Source organism: Clostridium felsineum DSM 794, assembly GCF_002006355.2.
Classification (GTDB): Bacteria; Bacillota; Clostridia; order Clostridiales; family Clostridiaceae; genus Clostridium_S; species Clostridium_S felsineum.
Genome location: NZ_CP096980.1, coordinates 3742414 through 3767745, shown reverse-complemented (window position 1 = coordinate 3767745; position 25332 = coordinate 3742414). Strand labels below are relative to the sequence as shown.

Below are 25332 nucleotides of genomic sequence, written 5' to 3'. Positions count from 1 at the left end.
TGTATGGAGGTTTTCGTTTTGAAATATAATTTTGATGAAGTCATTAATAGAAAAAATACAAACTGTGTTAAATGGGATTCGGATTTGGAAAGTGATATTTTACCAATGTGGATAGCGGATATGGATTTTAAGGTGGCAGATCCAATAATTAAAGCTTTAGAGGATAGAGTTAAGCATGGAGTTTTTGGATATGCGGATATTCCAGAGGCTTACTATAAAGCTGAAATTAAATGGTGGGAAAAAAGGCATAATTTTAGAATAAAAAAAGAATGGATTGAAGTAACTACGGGGGTTATACCAGCATTATCAGCAGCAGTACAGGCATTTACAGAACCTGGAGATAAAGTTCTAATTCAGTCACCAGTTTATAATTACTTTAATACATCCATAACCAATAATAAATGCAGTATAGTATTAAATGAACTAAATTATAATGGTAGAAGTTACGAAATTGACTTTGAAGACTTTGAAAAAAAAGCTTCTGATCCGAAGGTGAAAATTTTTATTTTATGTAATCCTCATAATCCAATTGGAATAGCTTGGAGAAAAGATACTTTAGAGCGATTAGGAGAAATATGCTTAAGGCATAACGTAGTGGTAGTAGTAGATGAAATTCATAGAGACTTAGTGTATAAAGAAAGAACACACATGCCATTTGCTTCAATTAGCAAAGGCTTCTTAATGAATTCTATTACATGTACAGCACCAAGTAAAACATTTAATCTTGCAGGACTTAAGACATCAAATATAATAGTAGCTAATGAAGAATATAGGAAGAAAATAAATCGTTCCTTAAATATAAATGAGACAATTGAACCTAATATTTTTGGGATTGAAGGCCTAATTGCTGCATATAACTATGGAGAAGAATGGTTAAGTCAGTTATTAGAATATCTAGAAGGTAATTTGAATTTCTTGATTTCTTTTATTGATAGTAAATTACCAGGCTTGAAGGTTGTAAAACCAAGTGCTACTTATCTAATATGGATTGATTGTAGAAAACTTGGCATAAGTTCAAAAGAGTTTTGTTACAGATTACTTCATGATGGAAAATTAAGAATAAGTGATGGAAGCATATATGGTAAAGGTGGAGAAGGCTTTATAAGAATAAATATAGCTTGTTCAAGAACTATTTTAGAAGAAGGTTTAAATAGATTGGCAAAAGTTGTAAATTTGTTCAATTGATGAAAATAGCGAATAGTGAATAGTATTCGCTATTTTTAACTTATTATATATGCTAAGATTTACCTTAAGTAAACATATTTACAAAAAGGTTTCTTTTAATTAAATTAAGCTATTGACATGAAGTTAACTTTATAACGTATACTAAGTATGTATTTGAAGAAATTGTTCTAAATAATATTATCTAAAATAGATAGGAGAAAAATTTATGCTGTACATAGTAGTATTTTTAGTTTTGTTATTAGTAGGTATCATACTATTTTTAAATCTAGCACCTACTTTTGGTGGAAATCCAAGTAGAGAACAAAAAGAATTATATAAGGATTTAAATAATTATAGTAAAGGTAAATTTGTTAATGAAATTCCAACAAGTATGCGTATGGGATTTGTTGATATACTATCCATGCTTAAGGATTCTTTTGCAGGGGGAAAAGAGCGTAGTCCACAAAGTGAAATTACGGTTGAATCAATTAATTGGGATAAAATCAAAGCTGAAAGAAACAGTATAACTTGGCTTGGACATTCCTCGTTTTTATTGAGTATTGATAATAAAAAAATATTAGTCGATCCTATGTTAGGCAACATTGCTTCACCAGTTTCATTTGTTGGTAGTAAAAAATATAGGTATAGTGAAAGCATGGAGAAGATTTTTAATGAAATGGTAAGTATTGATGCTGTATTTATTTCACATGATCATTATGATCATTTAGATTATAAGTCTATTGTGAAATTAAAAGATAAGGTATCGCATTTTTTTGTTCCACTTGGAGTAGGATCACATTTAATTAGATGGGGTGTTTCAAAAGAAAAAATTACCGAAGTTAATTGGTGGAATGAAATAAAGTATAAAAATTTAACTATTGCACTTGTACCTTCAAGGCATTTTTCAGGTAGGGGAATATTTAATTCAAATACTACACTGTGGGGTGGTTGGGTAATTATAGGTGAAAATATACGTTTATATATAAGTGGAGATGGTGGATATGGACCGCATTTTAAGAAAATTGGAGAAAAATATGGTGCATTCGATTTAACTTTAATTGAAGGTGCGCAGTATGATAGGCGTTGGGCAAACATACATATGTTGCCAGAACAAGCTGTTAAAGCGAATTTAGATTTAAGAGGTAAAAAGATGATGTTGATGCATTGGGGAGCATTCACCTTAGCTTTTCATGGGTGGAGTGAACCTATTGAAAGGGCATTATTAGAAGCAAAAAAATCAGAAGTTAATTTAGTTGTACCTAAAATCGGAAAAACTTTGTTTATAGATTCAGAATTAAATACGTCTATTTGTTCGTGGTGGAAGTAATTCATATATTTATTTGACTTAAAGTTAACTTTAAGGAATATAATTGAAACTGATAAAAAAGCTTATAAAAGAGAGGGTGTTTTATTTGAATAGAATAGAAGAAGGTAAAAAAGTAGAAAGGCAGTTATGGGGAGAAGAAAAGGTTGATGCTTTAAAAGCTACAGATCCTGAATTTTATGAAATAATGGAAAGATTTATATATGGTGAAGTTTGGCAGCATGGAAAGCTGGATGAGAAATTACGTGAAATAGTAACAATTGCAGTTAATGTAACAAATCAAACTATAGATCAATTAGGAGAACATGTTGAAGCTGCGCTTAATATAGGGTTAACACCAGTAGAGGTAAAAGAGACTCTATATCAATGTACGCCATATGTTGGATTTTCAAAAGTGCAAAAAGCTATAAAAGTTACTAATGAGGTTTTTTTGAAAAAAGGAGTTGAACTTCCGCTGAAGGGTCAGTCTACAACTACAGAAGATAATAGAATACATAAGGGAATTGAAGTGCAAAAAGCTATATTTGGAGGAGAACATATAGATGTTATGAGGGCAAATGCGCCAGATAATTTAAAACATATTCAAGATTATTTATCTGGATACTGTTTTGGCGATATATGCGGAAGGAATGGGTTAGATGCAAAAAAAAGAGAAATCATAACATTTAGTGTTATTTCAGCACTAGGAGGATGTGAAAATCAATTACGTGCACATATTGCTGGAAATGCAGCTGTTGGGAATACTAAAGAAATTTTATTGGACGTAATAACGCAATGCATGCCGTATATTGGATTCCCAAGGACTTTAAATGCTATAGCTTGTATAAACGAAGTATTAGCTTAAGAATATTAGGTATATGAGTACTAATTTATATTTGCAAGTGGGTGTTAAAATATAATTGTACATTTTAGTTTTGAATAAAGAGATAATTATATGTAAAAAGTTAATTGAATTTAAAAAGTAAGGGAAAAGTAGAATGTTTCTTGTTACAATTTTAACAATGTATTTAAATGAATGTATTATAAGACTATTATATTGAATAAAATAACTATAATTATAAGTTAAGTTAGAACCCATATAGTTACTGTAATAAAGCAAAATTAATTATTAGAGCTTAAATTACATGCAATAATTAAAAGATTTTAATTAGGGAAGTACTTTTTAAACTTAAATTATAGTATTTTAAATATATATTTGTGTTTGGATGAGGAGGAATTTATATGAGTATAAAAGATACTATAGAAAAAAACACCAAACAAGTTATTGTAAATAAAATAGTTGATTATCTTGGGAAAAACCCAGAAAAAAATGTAGGCAAAATTTTTGAAGCTATTAAAATGTTAACTAAAGATGAGTCTTCATTATCCCAAATCGAATTCGTTGAAAACTATTATAACAACGATAAATGTAAGCATGAATACATTCAAGATATTTTAAAAAATACAAATACAAAATGTTTAAAAAAGTTCTTTTCTAACTTTTTTGCAAATGCTACTTGGTATGCAGGTCCTAAAAGACAAAAGTATATGGATGAAGAAGATACAAAAATACCTTTTGTAATGCTCTTAAGTCCATCTATGAGATGTCCGCTTCATTGTAAGGGGTGTTATGCTTCAAGTTTTAGCAAAAAAGATGATATTCCACCAGAAGAAGTTGATAGAATTATAGGAGAAGCAAGAGATCTTGGAATTTATTATATTATTATTTTAGGTGGAGAACCATTTTTTAACGATTATCTTTTGGATATTTATGAAAAATATGATGATATAATGTTTACCCCGTTTACTAGTGGACTTTTACTTAATGAAAAAATTGCAGACAGGCTTAAAAAATGTGGAAATGTAATACCTATGCTTTCAATTGAAGGATTTGAAGAAGATACTGATGCACGTAGAGGTAAAGGCACATATCAAAAAGTGTTAAAGGCAATGGACATGCTTAATGAAAGAGGAATATTATTTGGTGTATCATCAGCAGTTACACGAACTAATATAAAAACAGTACTTAGTGATGAATTTACTGATATGTTGGTTGAAAAAGGTTCAAAAATGAGCTGGTATTTTTTATTTATGCCTGTTAATGGGGAAGATGAAGATTTTAATATGATGCTTACAGGAGAACAAAGAGATTATCTTGGAAGAAGATCAAGAGAAATAAGGGCTAATAAAAAGTATTTTACTATAGATTTCTTTAATGATGCACCATACGTAGGTGGTTGCATTGCAGGTAAATATTATTTTCATGTTAATTCAAAGGAAGATGTAGAACCATGTATATTTTCACATTTTTCAACTGTTAATTTAAAAGGAAGACATTTAATAGATGCCTTTAGAGATCCGTTTTTTAAGAGGTTAAGAGCTATACAGCCGTATAATAAAAATATGTTAAGACCATGTATGATGATTGATAATACAGAAGTTATAATAAATGTTTGTAAGCAGGTTGGAGCAAAGCCAGATGATGCAGGAGCAGACAAAATGCTTAATGATGTTGAATTTCATGAAAAATTAAAAAATACATCAAAAGAATTCAAACCATATGCTGAAAAAACTTGGAAGGAATTCTTTAAAGAAAAGGGAAATGAAAACTTTTCTAAGGGATAATATAAAATTATAAAAAAGTTTCTGATAGCGTACAAGCTGAGTACATTATCAGAAACTTTTTTTATAAAAATTCTTGACTTAGAGTAACGTTAATATGGTAAAATTTATTTTATAATTACATTTTATGGGGGAGAATAAATATGAAGCAAAAAAAATTAGGTTTTGGATGTATGAGATTACCACTTACAAATTCACAGGACCAAACAAGCATTGATTTACCACAATTTTGTAAAATGATAGATACATTTTTACAAAAGGGCTTCACATATTTTGATACAGCATATATGTACCATAATTACGTAAGTGAGACTATGGTAAGAGAGGCCTTAGTAAAGCGTTATCCTAGAGATAGTTATACTATTACAACAAAGCTTCCAACTATGATGTTAAAAACAAAAGATGATATGGAGCATATTTTTAATGAGCAACTAGAGAAGTGTGGAGTAGAATATTTTGATTATTATTTGCTTCATTGTTTGAATAAAGCAAATTATGCAATAGCACAAAAGTTGGATAGCTTCAGATTTATTGAAGATAAGAAAAATGAAGGTAAAATTCGTAAAATTGGTTTTTCTTATCATGATAATTCAGAACTTTTAGATGAAATACTTACAGCACATCCAGAGGTTGAATTTGTACAACTTCAATTAAACTATTTGGATTGGGATAATTCAAATATTCAATCTCGTAAATGTTATGAGATATGTAAAAAGCATGATAAACCGGTTATTGTTATGGAGCCAATCAAAGGAGGAATGCTTGCAAAAGTACCAGAAGAAGTAGAGAAGATGTTTAAAAGCTACGCATCTCAATTGTCTGTAGCCTCTTGGGCAATACGTTTTGCAGCAACTCATGAAAATGTAATGATGGTACTTTCAGGTATGTCGAGTTGTGAACAATTAGAGGATAATGTAAGCTATATGGAAAACTTTAAACCTCTTGATGAAGAAGAAATGAATATAATAGATAAAGCAGTGGATACAATAAATTCAAGCATAGCTATCCCATGCACAGCCTGTCAATATTGCGTTGAAGGGTGTCCAAAGAGAATACCTATTCCGAAGTATTTTGAATTATATAATTACTTTACTCAGTTTGGCACCGCATCTAATTCGTTATTGCATTATAAAAACTTTGCAAATAATCATGGTCGTGCATCTGACTGCATTGCTTGTAGACAATGTGAAAATCACTGTCCACAACATTTGCATATTGTAGATAATTTGAAAAAAATTTCAGCGGAATTTGATAAGTAGATTTATTTCAAATTGTAAATTGATAAAGAGTGTATACGGAAAAGTATATGCTCTTTTGCTTTATAAAGGATATTAAAAAATAATATTTGACTTGAAGTACACTTTAAGTGCTACACTGAAAATGAAATTTAAACTATAAGAATACAACATAACCTAATTTTATTGTAAGGGGTGAAGGTAGTATGAAATTAGTAAAAACTAAGAAAAATACTAATAACAAAAATACAGCAGTTGTTTATATGACAGAAAATATTAGTGCAGAGGCATTAATGGATATTTACGAGGCCATAGGAAGAAAAGCAAATGGTAAGGTAGCTGTTAAAATATCCAGTGGTGAGCCAGGAGGTCACAACTTTCTTTCACCAAATTTAATAGCACCATTAGTGAAATCAGTTGCAGGTACTATTGTAGAGTGTAATACAGCATATGGTGGAGGACGTGCAAACACAGATTCACATCTAAAAGTTTTAAAAGATCATGGATTTACAGCTATTGCGCCAGTTGATGTTATGGATGCTGATGGCTCTATTAGTATTCCAGTGTCTAATGGAAAACATCTAAAAGAAGATATAGTTGGGTCACATTTTGCTGATTATGATTTTGTAATTAACCTGGCTCATTTTAAAGGACATGCTATGGGCGGTTTTGGTGGAGTTCTTAAGAATATGTCAATAGGAATTGCATCATCAAGGGGTAAAAGTTTGATTCACACAGCAGGTAAAGAAGCAACAGGATTTGGCTTGAACACACCACAGGATGATTTCTTAGAATCTATGGCTGAAGCAGCGAAAGCAGTTGCAGATTATAAGGGTGACAACATTGTTTATATAAATGTTATGAATAAACTATCTGTAGATTGTGATTGTGATTCTCATCCAGCAGATCCAGAAATGAAGGATATAGGAATACTTGCATCTTTAGATCCAGTTGCATTAGAGCAAGCATGTGTTGATTTAGTGTATGAAGCACCAGATGGAAAAGCACTTATTGAAAGAATGGAATCAAGACATGGAATTCATACTGTAGAACATGCAGAGGAAATGGGAATGGGAACTAGAAATTATGACTTGTATAGAATATAAATAAACTTTTTTAATGGTCATCAGATAAAATAAAATCTGATGACTTTTGTTTAATAAAAAATAGAAATGGATAAAATAATACCAATATAAGAAGCGAGAAAATTTCACTTATGTGAAAGGAATGAATATAATCATGAAAGAAATGCCGTTGGAAAAAAGGAAAATTACATCTAGTCGTCTTATATTGGGGTGTAGTGGATTTACAAATAATTTTAATAAAAACGCTTATACAAAAGAAGAACTTTTAAAAGCAGAAAAAGCAGTGGATGCTGCATTAGCTACGGGAATTACTATGTTTGATTGTTCAGATAGTTACTGTATGGGAAAAGCAGAAATGATGTTTGGTGAAATTTTAAGTTCCAATTCAAATTTAAGAGAAAATATAATAATCCAATCAAAGTGTGGTAGCTATTATACAGCTGAAAAAAATATTAAGTATTATGATTTATCAAAAAAATATATTTTGAATTCAGTAGATGAAATATTAAAGAGATTAAATACAGAATATTTAGATATACTTATTATACCTGGAGCAGATCCTCTTATGGAGGCAGAGGAGATATCAGAGACCTTTGATAAACTAATAGATTTAGGTAAGGTTAAACATTTCGGTGTTTCTAATATGAATACTGAACAAATTAAATATTTAAATTCATATTGCAAAGAATCCATAATTGTTAATCAAAATACTGGTATGAATATAAACTTTTCAGATGGAATTATTGAATATTGTAATTTAAAGGATATACAAATTCAAGCATACTTGTCATTGGAAAATGGAATATATGATGGCAATATTGTGGAGAATATTTCAGAAGTGGATTTTCAGGCAAAAAGATTATTAGAAAAAGTGGCAAAGGAAAAAGAAACCACTTTAGAAGTAATTGTACTTGGGTGGTTAATGAAGCATCCTGCTATGATTCAACCTGTCCTCAGAACAATAAATACAGATGTAATTCAAAATTGTAGGGCAGCTATTAAACAGGCTAAAGAAATGAATAAAGAAGAGTGGTATGAACTTTATAATGTCTTTATTGCAAAGAGAAATTTCTAATTATTATTTAACTATATGTTGTCTTATGGCAAATACAACTGCTTGTGTACGATCGTATGCACCAAGTTTTTGAATTATACGGTGAACGTGAGTTTTTACAGTTCCCTCAGATATATTAAGAATATTAGATATTTCTGAATTTCGACGTCCGTAAGCCATTTGTTGAAGAACATCAATTTCACGGTCAGTTAAAGGTTCAGGAAGGTTTAATTGTTTACCATTTTCTGTTTTTGATGTAGTATTATTTATTAACGCTTGAGCTAATGCCTTACTGGCTGTTGTTGTACGATATATTGCCTGACCTTGATAAACCCAACGAATACTATCAAGAAGCTCTTTAGTATCAGTGTCTTTTAGTAAGTAACCTACAGCACCTGCTCGAATACCGTCAAAAACATATTCTTGAACATCGAAAGTTGTAAGAAGCACTATTTTTATGTTTGGGAGTGTATTAAGTATAATATGAGTAGATTCTATTCCGCTGCGGTTTGGCATTTGTATATCCATAAGTACAACATCAGGGCTAGTTTTCAGTACTTTTTTTATAACTTCCTCACCATTAGTGGCTTCTCCAACTACTTCCATATCATTTTGAGTATTTAGAATATAGCGCAATCCCTGAATTATTATTGGTTGATCATCAGCAATGAATAATTTGATTTTATTATTTTTTAACATACTTTATTTCCTCCATTGAAAGTATTATTCTTTGTAGTTAGTTGAATTGCATGGAATAATTACTTGAACCTTTAGACCATGTGGACTATTTGGGGTAATAGAACAAGTACCTCCTAGTGATTCACATCTATTAACAATTCCACTTATACCAAAGCCGGGTTTTAAAGGTGTATCACCTATATACTTACCATCGTCAGATATTGATAATATAATATTATCATTTATTTCACTCATATGTATTTGAGCAGAGTTGGCATTTGAGTGACGTAATATATTAGTTAAGGATTCTTGAAGAATTCTATAGAGAACAGTGCTAGTTTCCATTGACCATTCAGATATTTCTGAGTCTTCACAAAAACTAAACTGAATAGATGAACGAGCTTGCGTTTGGGAGATTAATCCTTTTAAGGCTATAAGACCTAAGCCCATTTCATCATCAGACCATTCTTTTACTGCAATACGTACTTCAGCCATTGCATTACGGGATATTTGTAGTAATTGAGAAACTAATTTAGAGGCTTCCTTTGGATCATTTGGTAACATAAGCTCAAGAGCTTGAAGTTGTACAATAAGCGAAGTAAGTTGATGACCTATGCCATCATGAATTTCTCTAGATAGCCTGGTTCTTTCTTCAAGAGCTGCATATTTCATCGAGGTTACAGATGATTGTAAAAGCTCTGAATGTGCTTCCTCTAGTTTTTTATAAGCTTCTTTTCTAATTTTAATACTTCGTATACCAAAGAAAATACCTATCAAGGCAAACAATGATTGGAAAGATAAGTATGAAATGGGGGACATTAAAAATATAATAATTGTAATTAAGGATGCAAGTAACATAGATAATTTGTCATATTTACGTTCTAAGGACCCTAGTATCCATATGGCAGGATATAAGATTGTGGAAGTATCTGTATTATAACTAAATTTTGAAATTACAGCTAAAGAAATAATTAAAAAATAGAATATTATATATTTTATGTTACTCCACCAGGTTTCTTTAGTTAAAAGTAAAAATATCTCTAGAAATAATATAAAGAATAAAATAAGAGAAGTTACCAGATTGAGATTTTTAAAAAGTTTATGATAAAAAAATATTAAGGCAATACTTGCTGCTAAACGAACTAATTTAGAAGTAGATATTTTATTAATAAGCTTCAAAGGTTTCACTTCCCTTTACTTAAAGTGTGTATTATATTTTATCAAAAAATAAAAATTTTGTCATCTATCTAGAGATATACTTGTTATAATATTTAAAAATAAAAATATAGGTAAGGTTATATTAAAAAAACATACGTTTTACACGATTTTGAACTATAAAACTTTGCACAGTGAATGTTATAGCAAAATAAATTAGAGAAGTAGATTGACCAATATGACCTATTTTATTAAGAATTATATGTAATGCTATTGAAATAATCCATAACACTATAGTTAGCCACGTTCCTTTACGATATATTATATTATTATCACTCCATAATTTAACTGTGTAAGCTCTGATAGCTGCCATACCAAAGGCTAAAACAGAAAAACTTATGGCAATAGATAATAAAGCCATAGTCGTTAAGGAATTAGTACTAATATAACTTTTGAAATTCAGTACGCCCAATATAAACATAATTATAGGTAAGGTTAATTTCATATCCTGACGTACCTGACGTACCCTTATTTGATTGTAAAATATAAGTAGTATAAGAAGTATACCAATTATTAAATAACTATATTGATTCATTTATATAGACCTCCTAGTGTAAATGTTGTTGTTAATAATTTGAATTTATTAAATAATAGACAACTATATAAAACATTATAATGTTAAAAGAGTTCTGTTTCGTCTATCTATCGGAGGATTTTATTAAACAAAAAATACATCCATAGATATACTTTTTATTTTACATAATAAAAATATAAAACACTTGACATGGAGTTAACATCAAGTGTTAAAGTTTTATATATAATATTTTGTATTAGGAGGAGAAATTAGTGACGATTAAAGATGTAAGTAAAAAATTTGATCTTTCACAAGATACACTTAGATATTATGAACGTATTGGACTAATTCCAACTGTAAATCGTAGCAAAAGTGGAATTAGAGATTATACTGAAGAAGATTGTAGATGGGTAGAGTTTATTAAATGTATGAGGATTTCAGGACTCCCAATTGAAGTGTTGATTGAATATGTTACATTATTTAAACAAGGAGATACAACGGTGGAGGCAAGAAAAGAACTTTTGATTGAACAACGCAGACATCTTAAGGAAAAGATGGAAGATATGAAAAAGACCTTAGCACGCTTAGACCATAAGATTGAAGGATATGAACAGATAGTTACTCCAAAAGAAAGTAAATTAAAGAAAAACAAAAAATAATAATTATAAAATATAGCCTACTTGAAATGTATTTTTATAAACTTTAAGTAGGCTATATTTTATGATATTATTGCAAGAGGTACATATGAGTAAAAATAGCATTAACTAAATAGGGGGTGTTTTAAATAAAAGAGTTGCCTAGTATTCAAGAGCTAGAGAATTTTATAATTTATGCCAAAGTTCAAAATTTTACGCTTGCAGCTAATCAAGCTAATATAACTCAGTCAGCTTTTAGTTTTCAAATGAAAAAACTTGAAGAAACCTTGGGAGTAAAGCTTATTTTACGTTCCAATCGAGGCAGCCAGCTAACAAAAGAAGGGGAGGTTTTTTATAAAAGAATAAATAGTATACTTCCTGAATTAGTTGGGACAATTTATAATTTTCAACAAATAAGTGGTGAAAAGCCTGTAGAATTAAAAGTGGGAGTGCTCACTTCACTTGGAGATATACTTATGAATCAGTATATTGATTATTTTAAAAATAATAAAAATATATTAATTACTGTTTATAGTATGGAAAAAGATGACCTTATAAGGTCTTTAAATAACGGAAAAATTGATGTTGTATCTACTTTTCTTGCGAGTGACGAGATTTTGGACAATTTTCAAAAAACGTTATTTAGAGTAGATAAAATGGTGTATTTTGCACCTAACATTAAAGAAATAAAAAGTAAAGTGAAATTGGAAACTATGCTTAAAAAGCCTTTAGTTAAATATCCACCAGATAATTTTATAAATAAATTGATAGGTCCGTACTTTGATAGTGCAGAAATATCACCCATAATAGCAGCTCAAATTTCATCACCATATGCAATTATTCAATATTGTAAAGAAAATACTGCAGGAGCCATTATTACAGAACGTCTTCTTAATACTCTTGGGTTTAGCTGTGAAGATGGATATTATAATATTGAACCACCATATAGTATAAAAGCCTTTCTACTTTATAAAAAAGAAAATCCTAAGTATCGTGCAATAAAATTATTTATTGATTACGTTATAAAATTATACAATTCAAAATAATAGCAATTAAACAACTCAAAGATTTTGATAAATTTTTAATTATGAGGATTCTTTGAATGTTTTTTTGTATTAAATCAGAAAACTATGTTGATATGAGAATAATTTTGTCATGAATTTTTCTTATGTCAGCTATCTTTTTATTTGGCTATACAAGATTACATGGTTGAACTATAATAATCTCGAAATGTAAATTAAGTTAATAAATAGAGAGGATGATAGTAACATGGAATATGCCAATATAAAATTACCTTATGATAAAAAACAAATTATTGCCCAAATAAATAAAGAAAATTTAGCTGGGATTTTAACTTCAAAAGCAGAAAATTACAAGAGCGAATTATCTCAAAATGAAATAGTGGAGAAATCCTTAGATAACCCTATAGGCTCATCTAAATTAGAAGAATTAGTATGTGGAAAGAAAAACATTGTTTTGATTAGTTCAGACCATACACGTCCTGTTCCTTCAAAAATTATCACACCAATTTTACTTCGCCGTATTCGTAGTGTAGAACCAAACGCAAAAATAACAATACTTGTAGCTACAGGATTTCATCGTCCATCAACTCATGAAGAATTAGTAGATAAGTATGGTGAAGAAATTGTTGAAAATGAAAATATAGTAATGCATATTTCAACTGATGATTCAGCTATGGTTAGAATAGGAACACTTCCTTCAGGTGGTCCTTGCATCATTAATAGAATAGCAGCAGAAGCTGATTTGCTTATATCAGAAGGATTTATTGAATCTCACTTTTTCGCAGGCTTTTCAGGAGGACGTAAGTCTGTATTACCTGGAGTAGCATCATATAAAACAATTATGGCAAACCATTGTGGAGAATTTATAGATTCAAATAAAGCACGTACTGGTAATATAAAATTCAATCCAATTCATGAGGATATGGTTTATGCAGCAAAAAAGGCTGGTCTTAAGTTTATATTAAATGTTGTTCTTGATGGTGATAAGAAGATCATAGGTTCTTTTGCTGGAGATCTTGAAAAAGCACATGAAACTGGTTGTGATTTTGTGCGTGATCTTGCTAGAGTTAAAGGGAAGTCTTGTGATATAGCAGTATCAACTAATGGTGGATATCCACTTGACCAAAATATTTATCAAGCGGTAAAGGGAATGACAGCAGCAGAGGCTACAAATAAAGAAAATGGTGTTATTATAATGGTTGCTGGCTGTAGAGATGGACATGGTGGTGAAGGTTTCTATAAGAATCTTGCAGATGTAGAATCACCAGATGAATTTTTACAAAAAGCTATTCATACAGAACGTCAAAAAACTATTCCTGATCAATGGACTTCACAAATATTAGCGCGTATTCTTTCAAAGCATCATGTAATAATGGTTTCTGATCTCGTTGATCCAGAACTTATTGAAAATATGCACATGGAACTAAAAACAACTTTTGAAGAGGCATTAAGACGTGCATACGAAATTGAAGGAGAAAATGCTAAAGTAACAGTTATTCCAGATGGACTTTCTGTTATTGTAGAGTAGAAGTTTTCATATAGGAGTGATAATAATGCATTATAGTTTAGCAGTGAGATTAGTTTGTGAAATGCTCGGAACAGCGATTTTAATATTATTTGGTAATGGTGCTGTTGCAAATGTAGAATTAAAAGGGACAAAGGGATATCGTAATGGATGGATTATTATTGCTGTGGGTTATGGGGTTGGTGTAATGATTCCAGCTTTAATGTTTAATAAAATTAGTGGGAGTCAAACAAACCCAGCTATGACAATAGGTATGGCTGTAAATGGACTTTTTCCTTGGAAAGAAGTGATTCCATATATATTAGCCCAATTTGTTGGAGCAATACTAGGACAAGTTATACTTTATTTTGTATATGTTCCATTTTATAAGGAAACACAAGATACTAAAAGTATCCTTGGCACATGTTCTACTATATCCGCTTCAGGAAGTCATGTAAATGGATTTATTACAGAATTTTTCGGAACATTTTTACTAGTTCTAGGTGCAATGTTTATACTTAATTCTACTGCGGTAGAAAGTACTCCGGCAGTGGGGTATGTGGGACTTGGATTTCTTGTTTGTTCATTAGTTACATCTCTAGGTGGACCAACTGGACCAGGTTTAAATCCTGCTAGAGATTTAGGACCTCGTATTGTACATGCACTTCTTCCACTTAAAAATAAAGGAAAATCAGATTGGTCATATGCTTGGATACCTGTAGTAGCACCAATAGTTGGTAGTATTCTTGCTATACTTTTGTATAAACAAATTTGATAATTATATGTAGCTCATAATGTAAGGAGTTTAGTGTGCTATATATAGTCGATAAATGACTACAAAGGTGTAAATGTTAAAAATATATAGTTAAGCATGTAGCTTTAACATTTACACTTATTTTGTTTTGAAAGTTACTAAAGTTTGGTAGTTATCAAAACAAAATAAGTGTAATATATAACTTGTAAATAAAATTTTTTAAACTACTTGACTTAGAGTTAACTTTAAGATTTATAATAAAATTATTAAGATGGGTTATATATCAGAATGATTCCAAGGGAGGAAAAAATTATGCATATACCTGACAACTATTTGAGTCCTACTACATGTGCTACTTTTGGAGTTGTAATGCTTCCTGTTTGGAGAAGAGCAGTTATAAAAGTGAAGAGTGAAATTACAAGGCAAAAAATGCCGCTTCTAGGAGTAGCAGCAGCATTTTCATTTTTAATAATGATGTTTAATGTACCAGTACCGGGTGGAACTACAGCCCATGCTATTGGTGGAGCACTTATAGCAATACTTCTTGGGCCATATGCGGCAGTTTTTGCAGTTACAGTGGCTCTTGTAATACAAGCACTATTCTTCGGAGATGGTGGTATTTTAGCTATAGGTGTAAATTGCTTTAATATGGCTTTTATAATACCATTCTCAGCATATTATTTATTTAATTTTATAAAAAGATTTTCAAAAGGTAAAAAAGGAGAGTATTTTGGAGCTTTTCTAGCTGGATATATATCAGTAAATATGGCGGCTTTATTTGCAGCAATAGAATTTGGAGTTCAACCTTTGCTTTTTAGAGATGCCTTAGGAAAACCTCTATATAGTCCTTATGGTTTATCGGTATCTATTCCTGCTATGTTATTGCCTCATTTATTAGTAGTTGGAATATTAGAAGGATTAATAACTGTAGGTGTGTACAGTTATGTTAAAAAGGCTTCTCCAGAGATTATATATAAAGGGAAAACCAGCAGTATGAAATTTTTATATGTGGTGCTTGGAATTCTTATATTAGCGACACCTTTAGGACTACTAGCTAGCGGAACAGCTTGGGGTGAATGGGGAGCTGATGAAATAAAAAAAATAGTAGGCTTTACTCCAAGTGGAATAAAAAATGGATTTGAATATAAAGCATTATTTCCAGACTATAATGTTGGTAATTTCAAAGAATATATTGGCTATATATTAGCAGCGGTAGTTGGAGTAGTGCTTATAATAATAGTATTTAAAATTTTAGAAAGAGTACAGAAGGAGAAAAGATGATTCCAGTATGGCTTTCAGAAAAGGATAATTATGTTCCTAAAAAAGAAAAAAATTCCTATGTAGAAAAAAGTATTTTCTCATTAATTAAAACAATATCAATTATTAGACAAAATAAAAATAGTGAAGGTGTAATCTACGATTTAAATTCTACGCTAAAGGTTATAAGTATTATAGTTATTATAATAGCAGTGGCATTAAGTAGAAGTTTAATTGATTTATTAGTAATGGATGTATATGTTTTAATAGCTCTTATTTTAATAGATAAAAGGATGAGAATAAGAGTCTTCTTTAGGAGCTTAATATTTCCTTGTATAACGCTAATTGCTCTTATTCCGTCTATGATCTATGGGAATGTATATAATAGCATACTTATTTTTCAGAAGATAGTAGTGACTATATTAATAGTTAACATATTATCCCATACTACTAAGTGGAGTGAGGTTAGTAAAGCACTAAAACTTTTATTTGTACCCGATATATTTATATGGATTATGGATATAACAATAAAATACATTGTTGTTCTTGGAGAGTATTCTATTGATTTATTATATGCGTTAAAGCTTAGAGCTATTGGAGTAACTAATGATAAATATAAATCTATTACAGGAATTATGGGAAATTTATTTGTAAAGTCTTATAAGATGAGTGAAGATTTGTTTAATGCAATGGAATGTAGAGGTTTTGTGGGGGAATATACTACAAAAGTAAATTTAAGATTAAAGAAAATTGACTACATATATCTGTTTGTAAATGTGATTTTGATAATTTTCTTTATAATAACTGTATTTATTCACTTAAAGTAAAGGAGAGTTTTTATGATAAGCTTAGAAAACATTTCATTTACCTACAAGAATAAAGTAGCTCTTAAAGATGTAAATGTTAATATAGAGGAGGGAGAAGCGGTAGCCGTTATAGGTCCCAATGGTAGCGGCAAATCTACCTTTTTAAAATTATTAAACGGAATTATTTTTTCAAGTAGTGGAAGATATATTTTTGACGATAAGGAGATAAATGAGACAACTCTAAAGGATACTAAATTTTTGAAGTTATTTCACAAAAGATTAGGCTTTATATTTCAAAATTCGGATACTCAATTATTTTGTTCCACTGTATTTGAAGAAATAGCCTTTGGACTTGTGCAGATGGAACTTGAAGAAGAGGAGATAACTAAAAGAGTTTATGATTGCCTCAAACTTCTTAACATAGAAAAGTTAAAAGATGAACATCCATATAATTTAAGTGGAGGAGAGAAAAAGAGAGTTGCTATTGCAAGTGTATTAGCTATGAATCCAGAAGTAATAGCTTTAGATGAACCAATGAACGGAATAGATCCAAAGGGAAAAAGATTTTTAAAAGAACTTTTAGTGGATCTTAATAAAAGTGGAAAAACTATAATTTGTGCCACTCATGATTTTGAATATATTGAAGGGGTTTTTAAAAGAGCAATTGTATTTTCTGAGGATCATAAGATAATAAGAGACGATAAATACGAGAATGTAATAAAGGATATAGAATTTTTAAAAAAGTGTAATATTATATAAAATAAAGTAAAAGGTGAGGAGAGGTAAGAGTGAAGATTTTATATTATGATTGTTTTTGTGGAATAAGCGGTGATATGAATTTAGCAGCACTAATAGATTTAGGGGTCCCTAAAAATTATTTAATAGATGAACTTTCAAAGCTTAAACTAAGTTCTGAATACGAAATGAAAATTGAAAAATCACAAAAATTAGGCATAACAGGAACTAGAGTAGATGTTATCTTAAAAAATGAAGTAGTACATAATGAAAATCATAAGCATCAGCACCATGATCATGAAGGACACCATCATCACAGAGGCTTAAAGGACATAGAAGAAATAATAAACTCAAGTGACTTAAGTAATAAAGTTAAAAAGCTTAGCTTAGATATGTTTATGAAGGTTGCAGAGGCAGAAGCGAAAGTCCATGGAAAGGACTTATATGAAGTGCATTTTCATGAAGTTGGAGCTATTGACTCAATTGTAGATATTGTAGGAGCAGCTATTTGTTTGGACTATTTAAATGTAGATAAAATTCTTGCATCAAAGGTTCAAGTTGGAGGAGGTTTTGTTAAATGTGCCCATGGGGTTATGCCAGTACCAGCACCAGCTACAGTAGAAATTTTAAGGGATATACCTATAAATACTGGAATAGTCAAATTTGAAACTACAACACCAACAGGAGCGGCTATACTTGCGGCAAATGTAAAAGAATTTACTGAAAAGCTTGATTTTAAAATTAAAAATACGGCTTATGGAATAGGACATAGGGACTTAGAAATTCCAAATGTTTTAAGAGTATATCTGGGAGAAGGGGCTATTTCTGAGAAAGCAGAAGGACAGTATATAATTGAAACTAATATAGATGATATGAATCCAGAGTTGTATGGGTATTTGGAGGAAAAACTTTTTTCAGTAGGAGCCTTAGATGTATTTAAGACACCTATATTTATGAAAAAATCTAGAGCAGGAATAAAACTTAGTGTTTTAACAGATGAGAAATCAGAGAAGAAGGTTTTAGATATTATATTTAAAGAAAGTACATCAATAGGAGTTAGAAAATACAAGGTGGAAAAAATAATGCTGAAAAGAACCTTTGAAAAGGTGAAGACAGAATACGGAGATATAACAATTAAAAAGGCTTATTATAATGGAGAACTTGTTAAATATAAACCTGAGTATGAAGAATGCAAGGCTATAGCAAAAGAAAAAGATGTAACTATAGATAGTGTATATAAAGCGGTTTATAAGAAATTAAATTAGTGAGGTGAAATTTATGATAAATAATGATAAATATAAGGATTTAATAAAATATCTTAAGAGTTTAGAAAAAGTAGTATTGGCATTTTCAGGTGGAGTAGATAGTACATTTTTACTTAGAGCTGCTAAGGAAGCACTTGATGAAAACGTGAAGGCAGTAACAATTTTATCACCATATATCCCAAAGTGGGAGATAAAAGAAGCTAAACAACTGGCAGAAGAGTTAGGCATAGAGCATGAAATAATAGAAGCACCTATCATTGATTCTATTAAATTCAATCCTGAAAATAGATGCTACTTGTGTAAGACAGCAGTATTTAGCATGATACTTAAAGTGGCAAAAGAAGGAGGGTATAGCTGTGTAATTGATGGAACTAATTTTGACGACATAAAGGATTATAGACCAGGCCTTAAGGCATTAAAAGAATTAGAGGTAAAAAGTCCACTTTTAGAATGTAAGTTAACAAAACAAGAAATAAGAACTTTCTCAAAGGAATTAGGACTTAAAACTTGGGACAAACCATCATATGCTTGCCTTTTAACAAGAATACCTTATGGTAACGAGCTTAAGGTGGAAGATTTTGAGAAGATTGAAAATGCAGAAAAATATATGATGAGTATAGGCTTTAGGGCTATGAGAGTAAGGTGTCATGGTGATTTGGCAAGAATTGAGGTTAATAGAGCTGATAGAAGTAAATTATTTGATGAGAAACTCTTAGATACTATATCAGAAAACATAAAGAAATGCGGATTTAAGTATGTAGCATTGGATTTACAAGGCTATAGAGTAGGAAGCTTTAACGAAAATATAAATAAATAGAACTAATATATAATGGTGGTGACCATAATGGATAAAGAGGAAATTAAAGTTTTATTAGAAAAAGTAAAAGATAATACAGTAAATGTAGAAAAAGCACTAGAAGAATTAGAGGATTTACCTTTTAAAGATTTAGGTTTTGCTAAGATAGATAATCATAGAGAACTTAGAGTTGGATATCCTGAGGTAATATACTGTGCGGGAAAAACAGTAGAGCAAGTCAAGGATATTGTAAAATTTATGTGTGCCAAAAACAATAATATATTAGGAACTAGAGCTACTGAAGAGATGTATAAAGCAGTAAAAGAGATATGTGCTGAAGCGGAATATAATAAGCTTGGGAAGACTATAACAATTAGAAAGAAGGAGCAAAAGACCACTGATAGTTACATAGCAATTGTAGCAGCAGGGACTTCTGATTTGCCAGTAGTGGAAGAGGCATATGAAACTGCAAGTATACTAGGGAATAAGGTGGTTAAGGTGATTGATGTAGGGGTAGCAGGAATCCATAGGCTTTTTGCAAAGCTTGATATTATTAGAGGTGCAAAGGTTGTTATAGTGGTTGCAGGAATGGAAGGAGCATTAGCTAGTGTTGTAGGAGGACTTGTGGACAAACCGATTATAGCAGTGCCAACAAGTGTTGGTTATGGAGCAAATTTAGGAGGAATATCAGCACTGTTATCAATGTTAAATAGTTGTGCTAGTGGTGTAAGTGTAGTTAATATAGATAACGGCTTTGGAGCAGCCTATAATGCAAGCATGATTAATAAATTATAAGAATTAAAAAAATATATAGTCTGTGTAAACTTTTAATATATAAAAGAGCACAGACTATATATTTTTTAGGATAATAAACTTATGGAAAAGAAAAATAATATAGAAGAACTAAGATATAAATTGTAAAAGTATATTGACTCTATAGTAACTATAGACTTTATAATTATCAATTATAGATTACTATAAAGGAAGGTAGAGTCATGTTTAAAAAGTTTTTAAAATATTCGGTGCCATCGGCAATAGCTATGTGTGTTTCATCCTTATACACTGTTATAGATGGAATATTTGTGGGACAGGGAGTAGGAAAGTCTGGCTTAGCAGCAGTATCGATAGCTTTTCCAGCTATAATATTTCTCACAGGTTTAGCAACGATGTTTGCAGCTGGTGGAGGAGCGTTAGTGTCTAAAAATTTTGGAGCTGGAAATAGAAAAAAGGCAGTTGATATTTTTAATCAAGCGGTTAAAACTGTAATAATATTAAGTCTTATTATTAGTATTTTATTTGTGATTTTTGCAGAGCCTATGGTGACAATGCTAGGAGCTGGTAAATCAATTAAAGCTGAGGCAACAGAATTTTTAAGATATTATTCTTTATTTTGTATACCTAATTTACTTGGAATAGCATTAAATGGTTTTGTTAGAAATGATGGAAGTCCAAGGCTAGCGATGATAGCTACAATAAGTGGAGCAATTTTAAATGTAATATTAGATTATATATTTATATTTTCTTTTCATATGGGGCTTAAAGGTCCTGCTATAGCTACGGGATTAGGACAAATAGCTACGGTTATAATAATTTTGCCACATTTTTTAAGAAAGAAAGGACAGTTAACCTTTGGAAATGCAAAGCTTAAAATTGATGTTATAAAAAATATATTTTCTATAGGTTTTCCGTCTTTTTTTGCAGAAGTTGCATTTTCTATAATAATATTCTTTTACAATATAGTGTTAAATAAAACCATCGGAGAAACTGGAGTTGCATCCTATAGTATAATAAATTATGTTACTACCAATATATATATGATGTTAATTGGAGTTAGTTTTGGAGCACAGCCATTAATAAGCTATTATTTTGGAAATAAAGATTCTAAAGTAATGCTTGAGATGTATAAATTTTCATTAATGGTCTCTACGTTTATAGGAGTTATTTTTACAGTAGTATGCTTTGTATTTGGAATGAGTTTTGTTAGTTTATTTACTTCAGATGTAAAACTTATTAATATGACTTATTTAGGTCTTAATATAACCAATTTGGCTTATATTTTTATAGGATTAAATCTTAATACGTCTATTTACTATCAAGCTATAGAAATGCCTAGATTTTCTAGTTTGATTTGCTCCTTTAGATCATTTATATTTTTACCACTGGTTCTATTTTTACTTGCCTATTTTTGTGGTATAAATGGAATATGGGCTAGTATGATATTTTCAGAAATATTATCCTTTGTGGTTATAAATATTGTTACTAATATAAAATCAAACACTAAGAAAGCTGTAGCCTTTATAAATTAAAAAAGCAAGGTGGTACAAATGAATAATTTTTCTATTGGTGAGATTTCAAAACTTCATAATGTATCAGTTCAAACTTTAAGATACTATGATAAAATAGGGCTTTTAAAGCCTAAAATTATAGATGAAAAAAGTAACTATAGATATTATAGTATAGAACAATTTCTTCAGCTTGATATAATCAAATACTGTAAGGGGATAGGTCTACCCTTAGAGCAAATAAAAAATATAATGGGAACTAATATATCAACTAAAGAATTATTTGAAATGATAAAGGTTCAGAAAAAAATAATTGAAGATAGATTGAAAGAAATGAATGATATAAAAAACTACTTGGATAGAATAAATAGTAAATTAGCCTCAATTATTGAGAACGAAAATAATAAGGTTTTTATTAAATATAATAGAGAACGAAAATATATAAGTTTTGCTTATGCTTCAAAAGATAGTGATGAAATAGAAATAAATTATAGAAAAGCTGTGCTTAATATTGAAAAATTTGGAGAGAATTTGAGGTATGATCTTGCAGCTAGTGCAGTATATGATGATAAAAGAGATAAAATTTTGTATAAAAATATAATGCTAACTACAAACGAAAAGTCACCACTGAATAATGATAATATAATTACTTTACCAGAGGGTGAATATGTAACAATATATTTTGAAGGTAAGTGGTTTGAAAGTAAGAAGTACTACAATAAAATTATAAAATATATAAATGAAAATAATATTAAAGTAAGAGGAGATTTTCATGAATTATATATTTTTCCTAAGTTAGATGAGAATAATGAAGAAAAGACACTTACGCAGCTTGAAATACTTAAAATTTGAAATAGGCACATACCTAATATGTGCCTATTTCAGTGTATTTATTTTTCGAACCCAATATTATCTATATACATTTTACCAGCAAAATCACAGCCTTTATCATAAGCAACAATAGTTATGTCGCGTAAAATTGTATCTGGTGCAATAACTTTTTCATCATCTATTTTGTTCAAATCAAATTTAACTTTAAAGTGATATAAACCATCAGGTGTTTTTTCTGCTTGACTGAGGTTAGCCAGTTCAACATTAAACTGTTCTGAAGCTAGCGCCCAATATCCAAGCTCTGGTGGTATAAATGCTAAGTAGAAAGAGATTGTTCCCTTAGTTGCTACATCTGGTTTTAAATATAAATCAAAGGTGAAATAGTTATTATCTCCACGGGTAGCATTTATTTCAGATAGGGTCAGACGTGGTGAGGCAGTCCATTCATCAGTAGGTTTTTTCTCTGGATATTGAACATAAAAAGACATAGACTTAGAGTTATTAGCTTCTTCTAAGTTTAGTTGACTGCTAACACCTGAGCTAGGATCCCAATCCCAACCATTACGTGTTGAATCTTCAAAGGTAGAGGGGAGTATTCCTTTACCTACAGGAGCATTTACAACAGGTTTATTATCTATAGAATGAAATCCTGAAAAGGATATGTTGTCTAATGAAATAGAATCTGTACTTGCTCCAATAAATAAAACCATATCTGTAAGTACACTGTCATTTGGATCAGAAGAAATGTTTTTTATATTTGGACAATCTTCTGATGAAATCGTTAGAGTTGCTTTATATGATCCATCCTTTTGTAATTTAAAATCTTGTGGAAGTAATTGCACAGCTTTTTTAGGATCAGCCCAGCTGTGGGTATTACTTTGAGGTACAGCTGCAATTGATACAGTTGTAGGAGAAGCTGCAATAACATCCATAGTTAAGCTATCTGCATCTTTTATATCTTCATGTAAGTTTGAAGCTTCAGTAGAAATGCGAGCATTGCCCCAAAAATTATCAGTGGATAGGTTAGAGCTTTTGTTTAAACCGCTAATTTTTAAAGCGCTATTTTCATTGGAAAGGCCTATAGTTTTTACTTGACTGTCACGATTCACTCCAAAACCTTCAGTATTTCCGTTATTGAAATCAAAAAGAGTTGTAGTAAAAGGCTGTTTTGTACGATCGATTGGCTCGTAGTTAATTCCTTTAATACGTGCACGATCATATTCGCCTGCAATAGTTAATTCATAAGGTGACCATACTTGATCATCACCTGGATCAAGGCTTGTTTCTTTACTTTTTCCCATTTCATAAGGGATAAAGGCTGCTGAGGCATCGTTATTATTAGCAAGTGACCAAGAACACCAACTTATATTATTTTTATTTAAGAAATTTAACCAGCAATCTGAAGAATCTTTATATATTCCTCCTTTTTCAATAAGACCCGTAGCTTCGGCAGGTGTCCATTCAGATGCAAATACTGCAACACCGTGTTTTAATGCATATTTAATACTGTTCACAACATTTGTTCTGTCAGTAGCGTCTTTTGGGGAAGGATCTTCACTTCCAGCAGAAAAATGCGCTGAGTATATGGTGTTATTAGCGCTGTCTACAATTGGATCATCTGCTGCTAAATCAGGGCGATGACTCCAACTTGGAGTTCCGCAAATAATAAGATTATTATTTCCAGTTTCACGAAGCATTTTTATGATTGGTTCTGCATAAGATTTTACTTTTTTCCATCCATCTGAATCATCACTTATTCCAGGATCAACATTGCTAGGTTCATTACAAAGTTCATAAATTATGTTTGGATTGTTAGGATACTTTGAAGAGATTTTTTTAAAGAAGTCTTTTGCACCGGAATATACAGAAGCATTCGGATCACCAGGTATGTTAATATGCCAATCTACAATAACATACATATTATTTGCTATTGAAAGATCGATAGCTTTGATTACTTTAGCTGTCATACCTTCGGGGTCAGTATCGTATCCGTTTTCAGTTACGTATATATCAAGACGTATTACATTAGCTCCCCAATCATTAGACACAGCTGCAAAGGCATTATTATTTAGTATTGCGGGAAACCATTGTAATCCGTGTGTATTCATTCCTCTTAATTGTATAGGTTTTCCACCCTTATCACATAGAGTTTTAGTTCCATCTTGTTGCTGAAGAATTTGTAGAGATCCACCTATAGAAGGTTTTTCAGCAGGACTAACAACTAAATTAGAATAGTCAGGTTCTGCGGCACTTACTCCAATAGGAATGCAAAAGAGCAGTAGTGCTGCGGAACTAATAACAAGTTTAAGAATATTTTTTTTAATATTCATATAAAATCCCCCTAAAATGTAAATTTTATTATAAGTAAAGTTAGTTATTTAAATATATTAACTCCCCCTCTTTATTGATATTAAAAAAGTAAAATGCTAAGACTATTGAAAATACAAGGGTAAAAAAATAATTTTACTTTTATTACTATATTACAAGAAATATTAAATTATTTCAATATATGTGAAAAAAACAATAATTTTTATTTTTTGCAATTTAAATAATATCCAATGGAAATATAGGAGTT

General features: G+C 30.4%; 23 protein-coding genes. 19 read left to right on the top strand and 4 right to left on the bottom strand.

All coding sequences use genetic code 11. From position 1 onward, the window contains the following. Positions 1-18: 18 nt before the first annotated feature. The 7 genes from CLFE_RS17675 to CLFE_RS17645 all read left to right on the top strand — a co-directional run bounded on the left by CLFE_RS17675 (position 19) and on the right by CLFE_RS17645 (position 8484). Complete coding sequence (locus tag CLFE_RS17675) at positions 19-1185, top strand: MalY/PatB family protein (RefSeq protein ID WP_077835671.1); 1167 nt, start codon at positions 19-21, stop codon at positions 1183-1185. A 205-nt stretch (positions 1186-1390) separates the two neighbouring features. Next, positions 1391-2491: an MBL fold metallo-hydrolase gene (locus tag CLFE_RS17670; RefSeq protein ID WP_077895067.1), complete on the top strand. Its 1101-nt coding sequence runs from the start codon at positions 1391-1393 to the stop codon at positions 2489-2491. Positions 2492-2576: 85 nt separating this feature from the next. Continuing rightward, positions 2577-3332, top strand: a complete 756-nt coding sequence (locus tag CLFE_RS17665) for a carboxymuconolactone decarboxylase family protein (protein WP_077895066.1) — start codon at positions 2577-2579, stop codon at positions 3330-3332. 377 nt (positions 3333-3709) lie between these two features. Beyond that, positions 3710-5092, top strand: a complete 1383-nt coding sequence (locus CLFE_RS17660; RefSeq protein ID WP_077895065.1) for a radical SAM/SPASM domain-containing protein — start codon at positions 3710-3712, stop codon at positions 5090-5092. Positions 5093-5232: 140 nt separating this feature from the next. After that, the gene (locus CLFE_RS17655; RefSeq protein WP_077895064.1) at positions 5233-6348 is read left to right on the top strand and encodes an aldo/keto reductase; all 1116 of its coding nucleotides are present in this window, start codon (positions 5233-5235) and stop codon (positions 6346-6348) included. A gap of 182 nt (positions 6349-6530) precedes the next feature. Beyond that, the gene (locus CLFE_RS17650) at positions 6531-7430 is read left to right on the top strand and encodes a DUF362 domain-containing protein (protein ID WP_077895063.1); all 900 of its coding nucleotides are present in this window, start codon (positions 6531-6533) and stop codon (positions 7428-7430) included. A gap of 121 nt (positions 7431-7551) precedes the next feature. Further along, positions 7552-8484, top strand: coding sequence for an aldo/keto reductase (locus CLFE_RS17645; protein WP_207651418.1), 933 nt, complete (start codon positions 7552-7554; stop codon positions 8482-8484). A 3-nt stretch (positions 8485-8487) separates the two neighbouring features. Here the strand turns inward: CLFE_RS17645 and CLFE_RS17640 are convergent, their stop codons facing one another. The 3 genes from CLFE_RS17640 to CLFE_RS17630 all read right to left on the bottom strand — a co-directional run bounded on the left by CLFE_RS17640 (position 8488) and on the right by CLFE_RS17630 (position 10891). After that, entirely contained in the window at positions 8488-9162 is a 675-nt protein-coding gene (locus CLFE_RS17640; protein WP_077895061.1) for a response regulator transcription factor, read from the bottom strand. 24 nt (positions 9163-9186) lie between these two features. Next, positions 9187-10320, bottom strand: coding sequence for a sensor histidine kinase (locus tag CLFE_RS17635; RefSeq protein WP_077895060.1), 1134 nt, complete (start codon positions 10318-10320; stop codon positions 9187-9189). A gap of 121 nt (positions 10321-10441) precedes the next feature. Then, complete coding sequence (locus CLFE_RS17630) at positions 10442-10891, bottom strand: hypothetical protein (RefSeq protein WP_077895059.1); 450 nt, start codon at positions 10889-10891, stop codon at positions 10442-10444. 251 nt (positions 10892-11142) lie between these two features. Between CLFE_RS17630 and CLFE_RS17625 the strand changes: the two genes are divergently transcribed. From CLFE_RS17625 to CLFE_RS17570, 12 genes are all read left to right on the top strand, one after another. Next, positions 11143-11529 carry a MerR family transcriptional regulator gene (locus tag CLFE_RS17625; RefSeq protein ID WP_077895058.1) on the top strand — a complete coding sequence of 129 codons (387 nt, stop codon included), beginning with the start codon at positions 11143-11145 and terminating at the stop codon, positions 11527-11529. Positions 11530-11663: 134 nt separating this feature from the next. Continuing rightward, entirely contained in the window at positions 11664-12551 is an 888-nt protein-coding gene (locus tag CLFE_RS17620; protein ID WP_077895057.1) for a LysR family transcriptional regulator, read from the top strand. 223 nt (positions 12552-12774) lie between these two features. After that, positions 12775-14055 carry a nickel-dependent lactate racemase gene (gene larA, locus CLFE_RS17615; RefSeq protein ID WP_077895056.1) on the top strand — a complete coding sequence of 427 codons (1281 nt, stop codon included), beginning with the start codon at positions 12775-12777 and terminating at the stop codon, positions 14053-14055. 25 nt (positions 14056-14080) lie between these two features. Further along, positions 14081-14806: an MIP/aquaporin family protein gene (locus CLFE_RS17610; protein ID WP_077895055.1), complete on the top strand. Its 726-nt coding sequence runs from the start codon at positions 14081-14083 to the stop codon at positions 14804-14806. Between the two features lie 291 nt (positions 14807-15097). After that, a complete protein-coding gene (cbiM, locus tag CLFE_RS17605) occupies positions 15098-16066 on the top strand; it encodes a cobalt transporter CbiM (RefSeq protein WP_077835529.1) in 969 nt (322 codons plus the stop codon). Beyond that, complete coding sequence (locus CLFE_RS17600) at positions 16063-16869, top strand: energy-coupling factor transporter transmembrane component T (protein ID WP_077895054.1); 807 nt, start codon at positions 16063-16065, stop codon at positions 16867-16869. The genes cbiM and CLFE_RS17600 overlap by 4 nt, the downstream gene beginning before the upstream one ends. A 12-nt stretch (positions 16870-16881) precedes the next feature. Further along, on the top strand, positions 16882-17607 hold the full coding sequence (locus tag CLFE_RS17595) for an energy-coupling factor ABC transporter ATP-binding protein (protein WP_077895053.1): 726 nt from the start codon (positions 16882-16884) through the stop codon (positions 17605-17607). Positions 17608-17636: 29 nt separating this feature from the next. Beyond that, positions 17637-18848: a nickel pincer cofactor biosynthesis protein LarC gene (gene larC, locus CLFE_RS17590; RefSeq protein ID WP_077895052.1), complete on the top strand. Its 1212-nt coding sequence runs from the start codon at positions 17637-17639 to the stop codon at positions 18846-18848. Positions 18849-18861: 13 nt separating this feature from the next. Next, positions 18862-19665 carry an ATP-dependent sacrificial sulfur transferase LarE gene (larE, locus tag CLFE_RS17585; RefSeq protein ID WP_077895051.1) on the top strand — a complete coding sequence of 268 codons (804 nt, stop codon included), beginning with the start codon at positions 18862-18864 and terminating at the stop codon, positions 19663-19665. A 27-nt stretch (positions 19666-19692) separates the two neighbouring features. Continuing rightward, the gene (larB, locus tag CLFE_RS17580) at positions 19693-20439 is read left to right on the top strand and encodes a nickel pincer cofactor biosynthesis protein LarB (RefSeq protein ID WP_077835534.1); all 747 of its coding nucleotides are present in this window, start codon (positions 19693-19695) and stop codon (positions 20437-20439) included. Positions 20440-20639: 200 nt separating this feature from the next. After that, the gene (locus tag CLFE_RS17575; RefSeq protein ID WP_077895050.1) at positions 20640-21950 is read left to right on the top strand and encodes an MATE family efflux transporter; all 1311 of its coding nucleotides are present in this window, start codon (positions 20640-20642) and stop codon (positions 21948-21950) included. An 18-nt stretch (positions 21951-21968) separates the two neighbouring features. Next, on the top strand, positions 21969-22778 hold the full coding sequence (locus CLFE_RS17570) for a MerR family transcriptional regulator (RefSeq protein ID WP_077895049.1): 810 nt from the start codon (positions 21969-21971) through the stop codon (positions 22776-22778). Positions 22779-22816: 38 nt separating this feature from the next. Here the strand turns inward: CLFE_RS17570 and CLFE_RS17565 are convergent, their stop codons facing one another. Then, positions 22817-25087, bottom strand: a complete 2271-nt coding sequence (locus CLFE_RS17565) for a carbohydrate-binding domain-containing protein (protein WP_077895048.1) — start codon at positions 25085-25087, stop codon at positions 22817-22819. Positions 25088-25332 lie beyond the last annotated feature (245 nt).

What these genes read in the sequence shown, in the direction of transcription:
- cbiM (WP_077835529.1), top strand. Translation starts at nt 15,098, where the DNA reads ATGCATATACCTGACAACTATTTGAGTCCTACTACATGTGCTACTTTT.
- CLFE_RS17600 (WP_077895054.1), top strand. Translation starts at nt 16,063, where the DNA reads ATGATTCCAGTATGGCTTTCAGAAAAGGATAATTATGTTCCTAAAAAA.
- CLFE_RS17660 (WP_077895065.1), top strand. Translation starts at nt 3,710, where the DNA reads ATGAGTATAAAAGATACTATAGAAAAAAACACCAAACAAGTTATTGTA.
- CLFE_RS17565 (WP_077895048.1), bottom strand. Translation starts at nt 25,087, where the DNA reads ATGAATATTAAAAAAAATATTCTTAAACTTGTTATTAGTTCCGCAGCA.
- CLFE_RS17595 (WP_077895053.1), top strand. Translation starts at nt 16,882, where the DNA reads ATGATAAGCTTAGAAAACATTTCATTTACCTACAAGAATAAAGTAGCT.
- larA (WP_077895056.1), top strand. Translation starts at nt 12,775, where the DNA reads ATGGAATATGCCAATATAAAATTACCTTATGATAAAAAACAAATTATT.
- CLFE_RS17645 (WP_207651418.1), top strand. Translation starts at nt 7,552, where the DNA reads ATGAATATAATCATGAAAGAAATGCCGTTGGAAAAAAGGAAAATTACA.
- CLFE_RS17610 (WP_077895055.1), top strand. Translation starts at nt 14,081, where the DNA reads ATGCATTATAGTTTAGCAGTGAGATTAGTTTGTGAAATGCTCGGAACA.
- larB (WP_077835534.1), top strand. Translation starts at nt 19,693, where the DNA reads ATGGATAAAGAGGAAATTAAAGTTTTATTAGAAAAAGTAAAAGATAAT.
- CLFE_RS17650 (WP_077895063.1), top strand. Translation starts at nt 6,531, where the DNA reads ATGAAATTAGTAAAAACTAAGAAAAATACTAATAACAAAAATACAGCA.
- CLFE_RS17575 (WP_077895050.1), top strand. Translation starts at nt 20,640, where the DNA reads ATGTTTAAAAAGTTTTTAAAATATTCGGTGCCATCGGCAATAGCTATG.
- CLFE_RS17655 (WP_077895064.1), top strand. Translation starts at nt 5,233, where the DNA reads ATGAAGCAAAAAAAATTAGGTTTTGGATGTATGAGATTACCACTTACA.
- larE (WP_077895051.1), top strand. Translation starts at nt 18,862, where the DNA reads ATGATAAATAATGATAAATATAAGGATTTAATAAAATATCTTAAGAGT.
- CLFE_RS17670 (WP_077895067.1), top strand. Translation starts at nt 1,391, where the DNA reads ATGCTGTACATAGTAGTATTTTTAGTTTTGTTATTAGTAGGTATCATA.
- CLFE_RS17570 (WP_077895049.1), top strand. Translation starts at nt 21,969, where the DNA reads ATGAATAATTTTTCTATTGGTGAGATTTCAAAACTTCATAATGTATCA.
- CLFE_RS17630 (WP_077895059.1), bottom strand. Translation starts at nt 10,891, where the DNA reads ATGAATCAATATAGTTATTTAATAATTGGTATACTTCTTATACTACTT.
- CLFE_RS17640 (WP_077895061.1), bottom strand. Translation starts at nt 9,162, where the DNA reads ATGTTAAAAAATAATAAAATCAAATTATTCATTGCTGATGATCAACCA.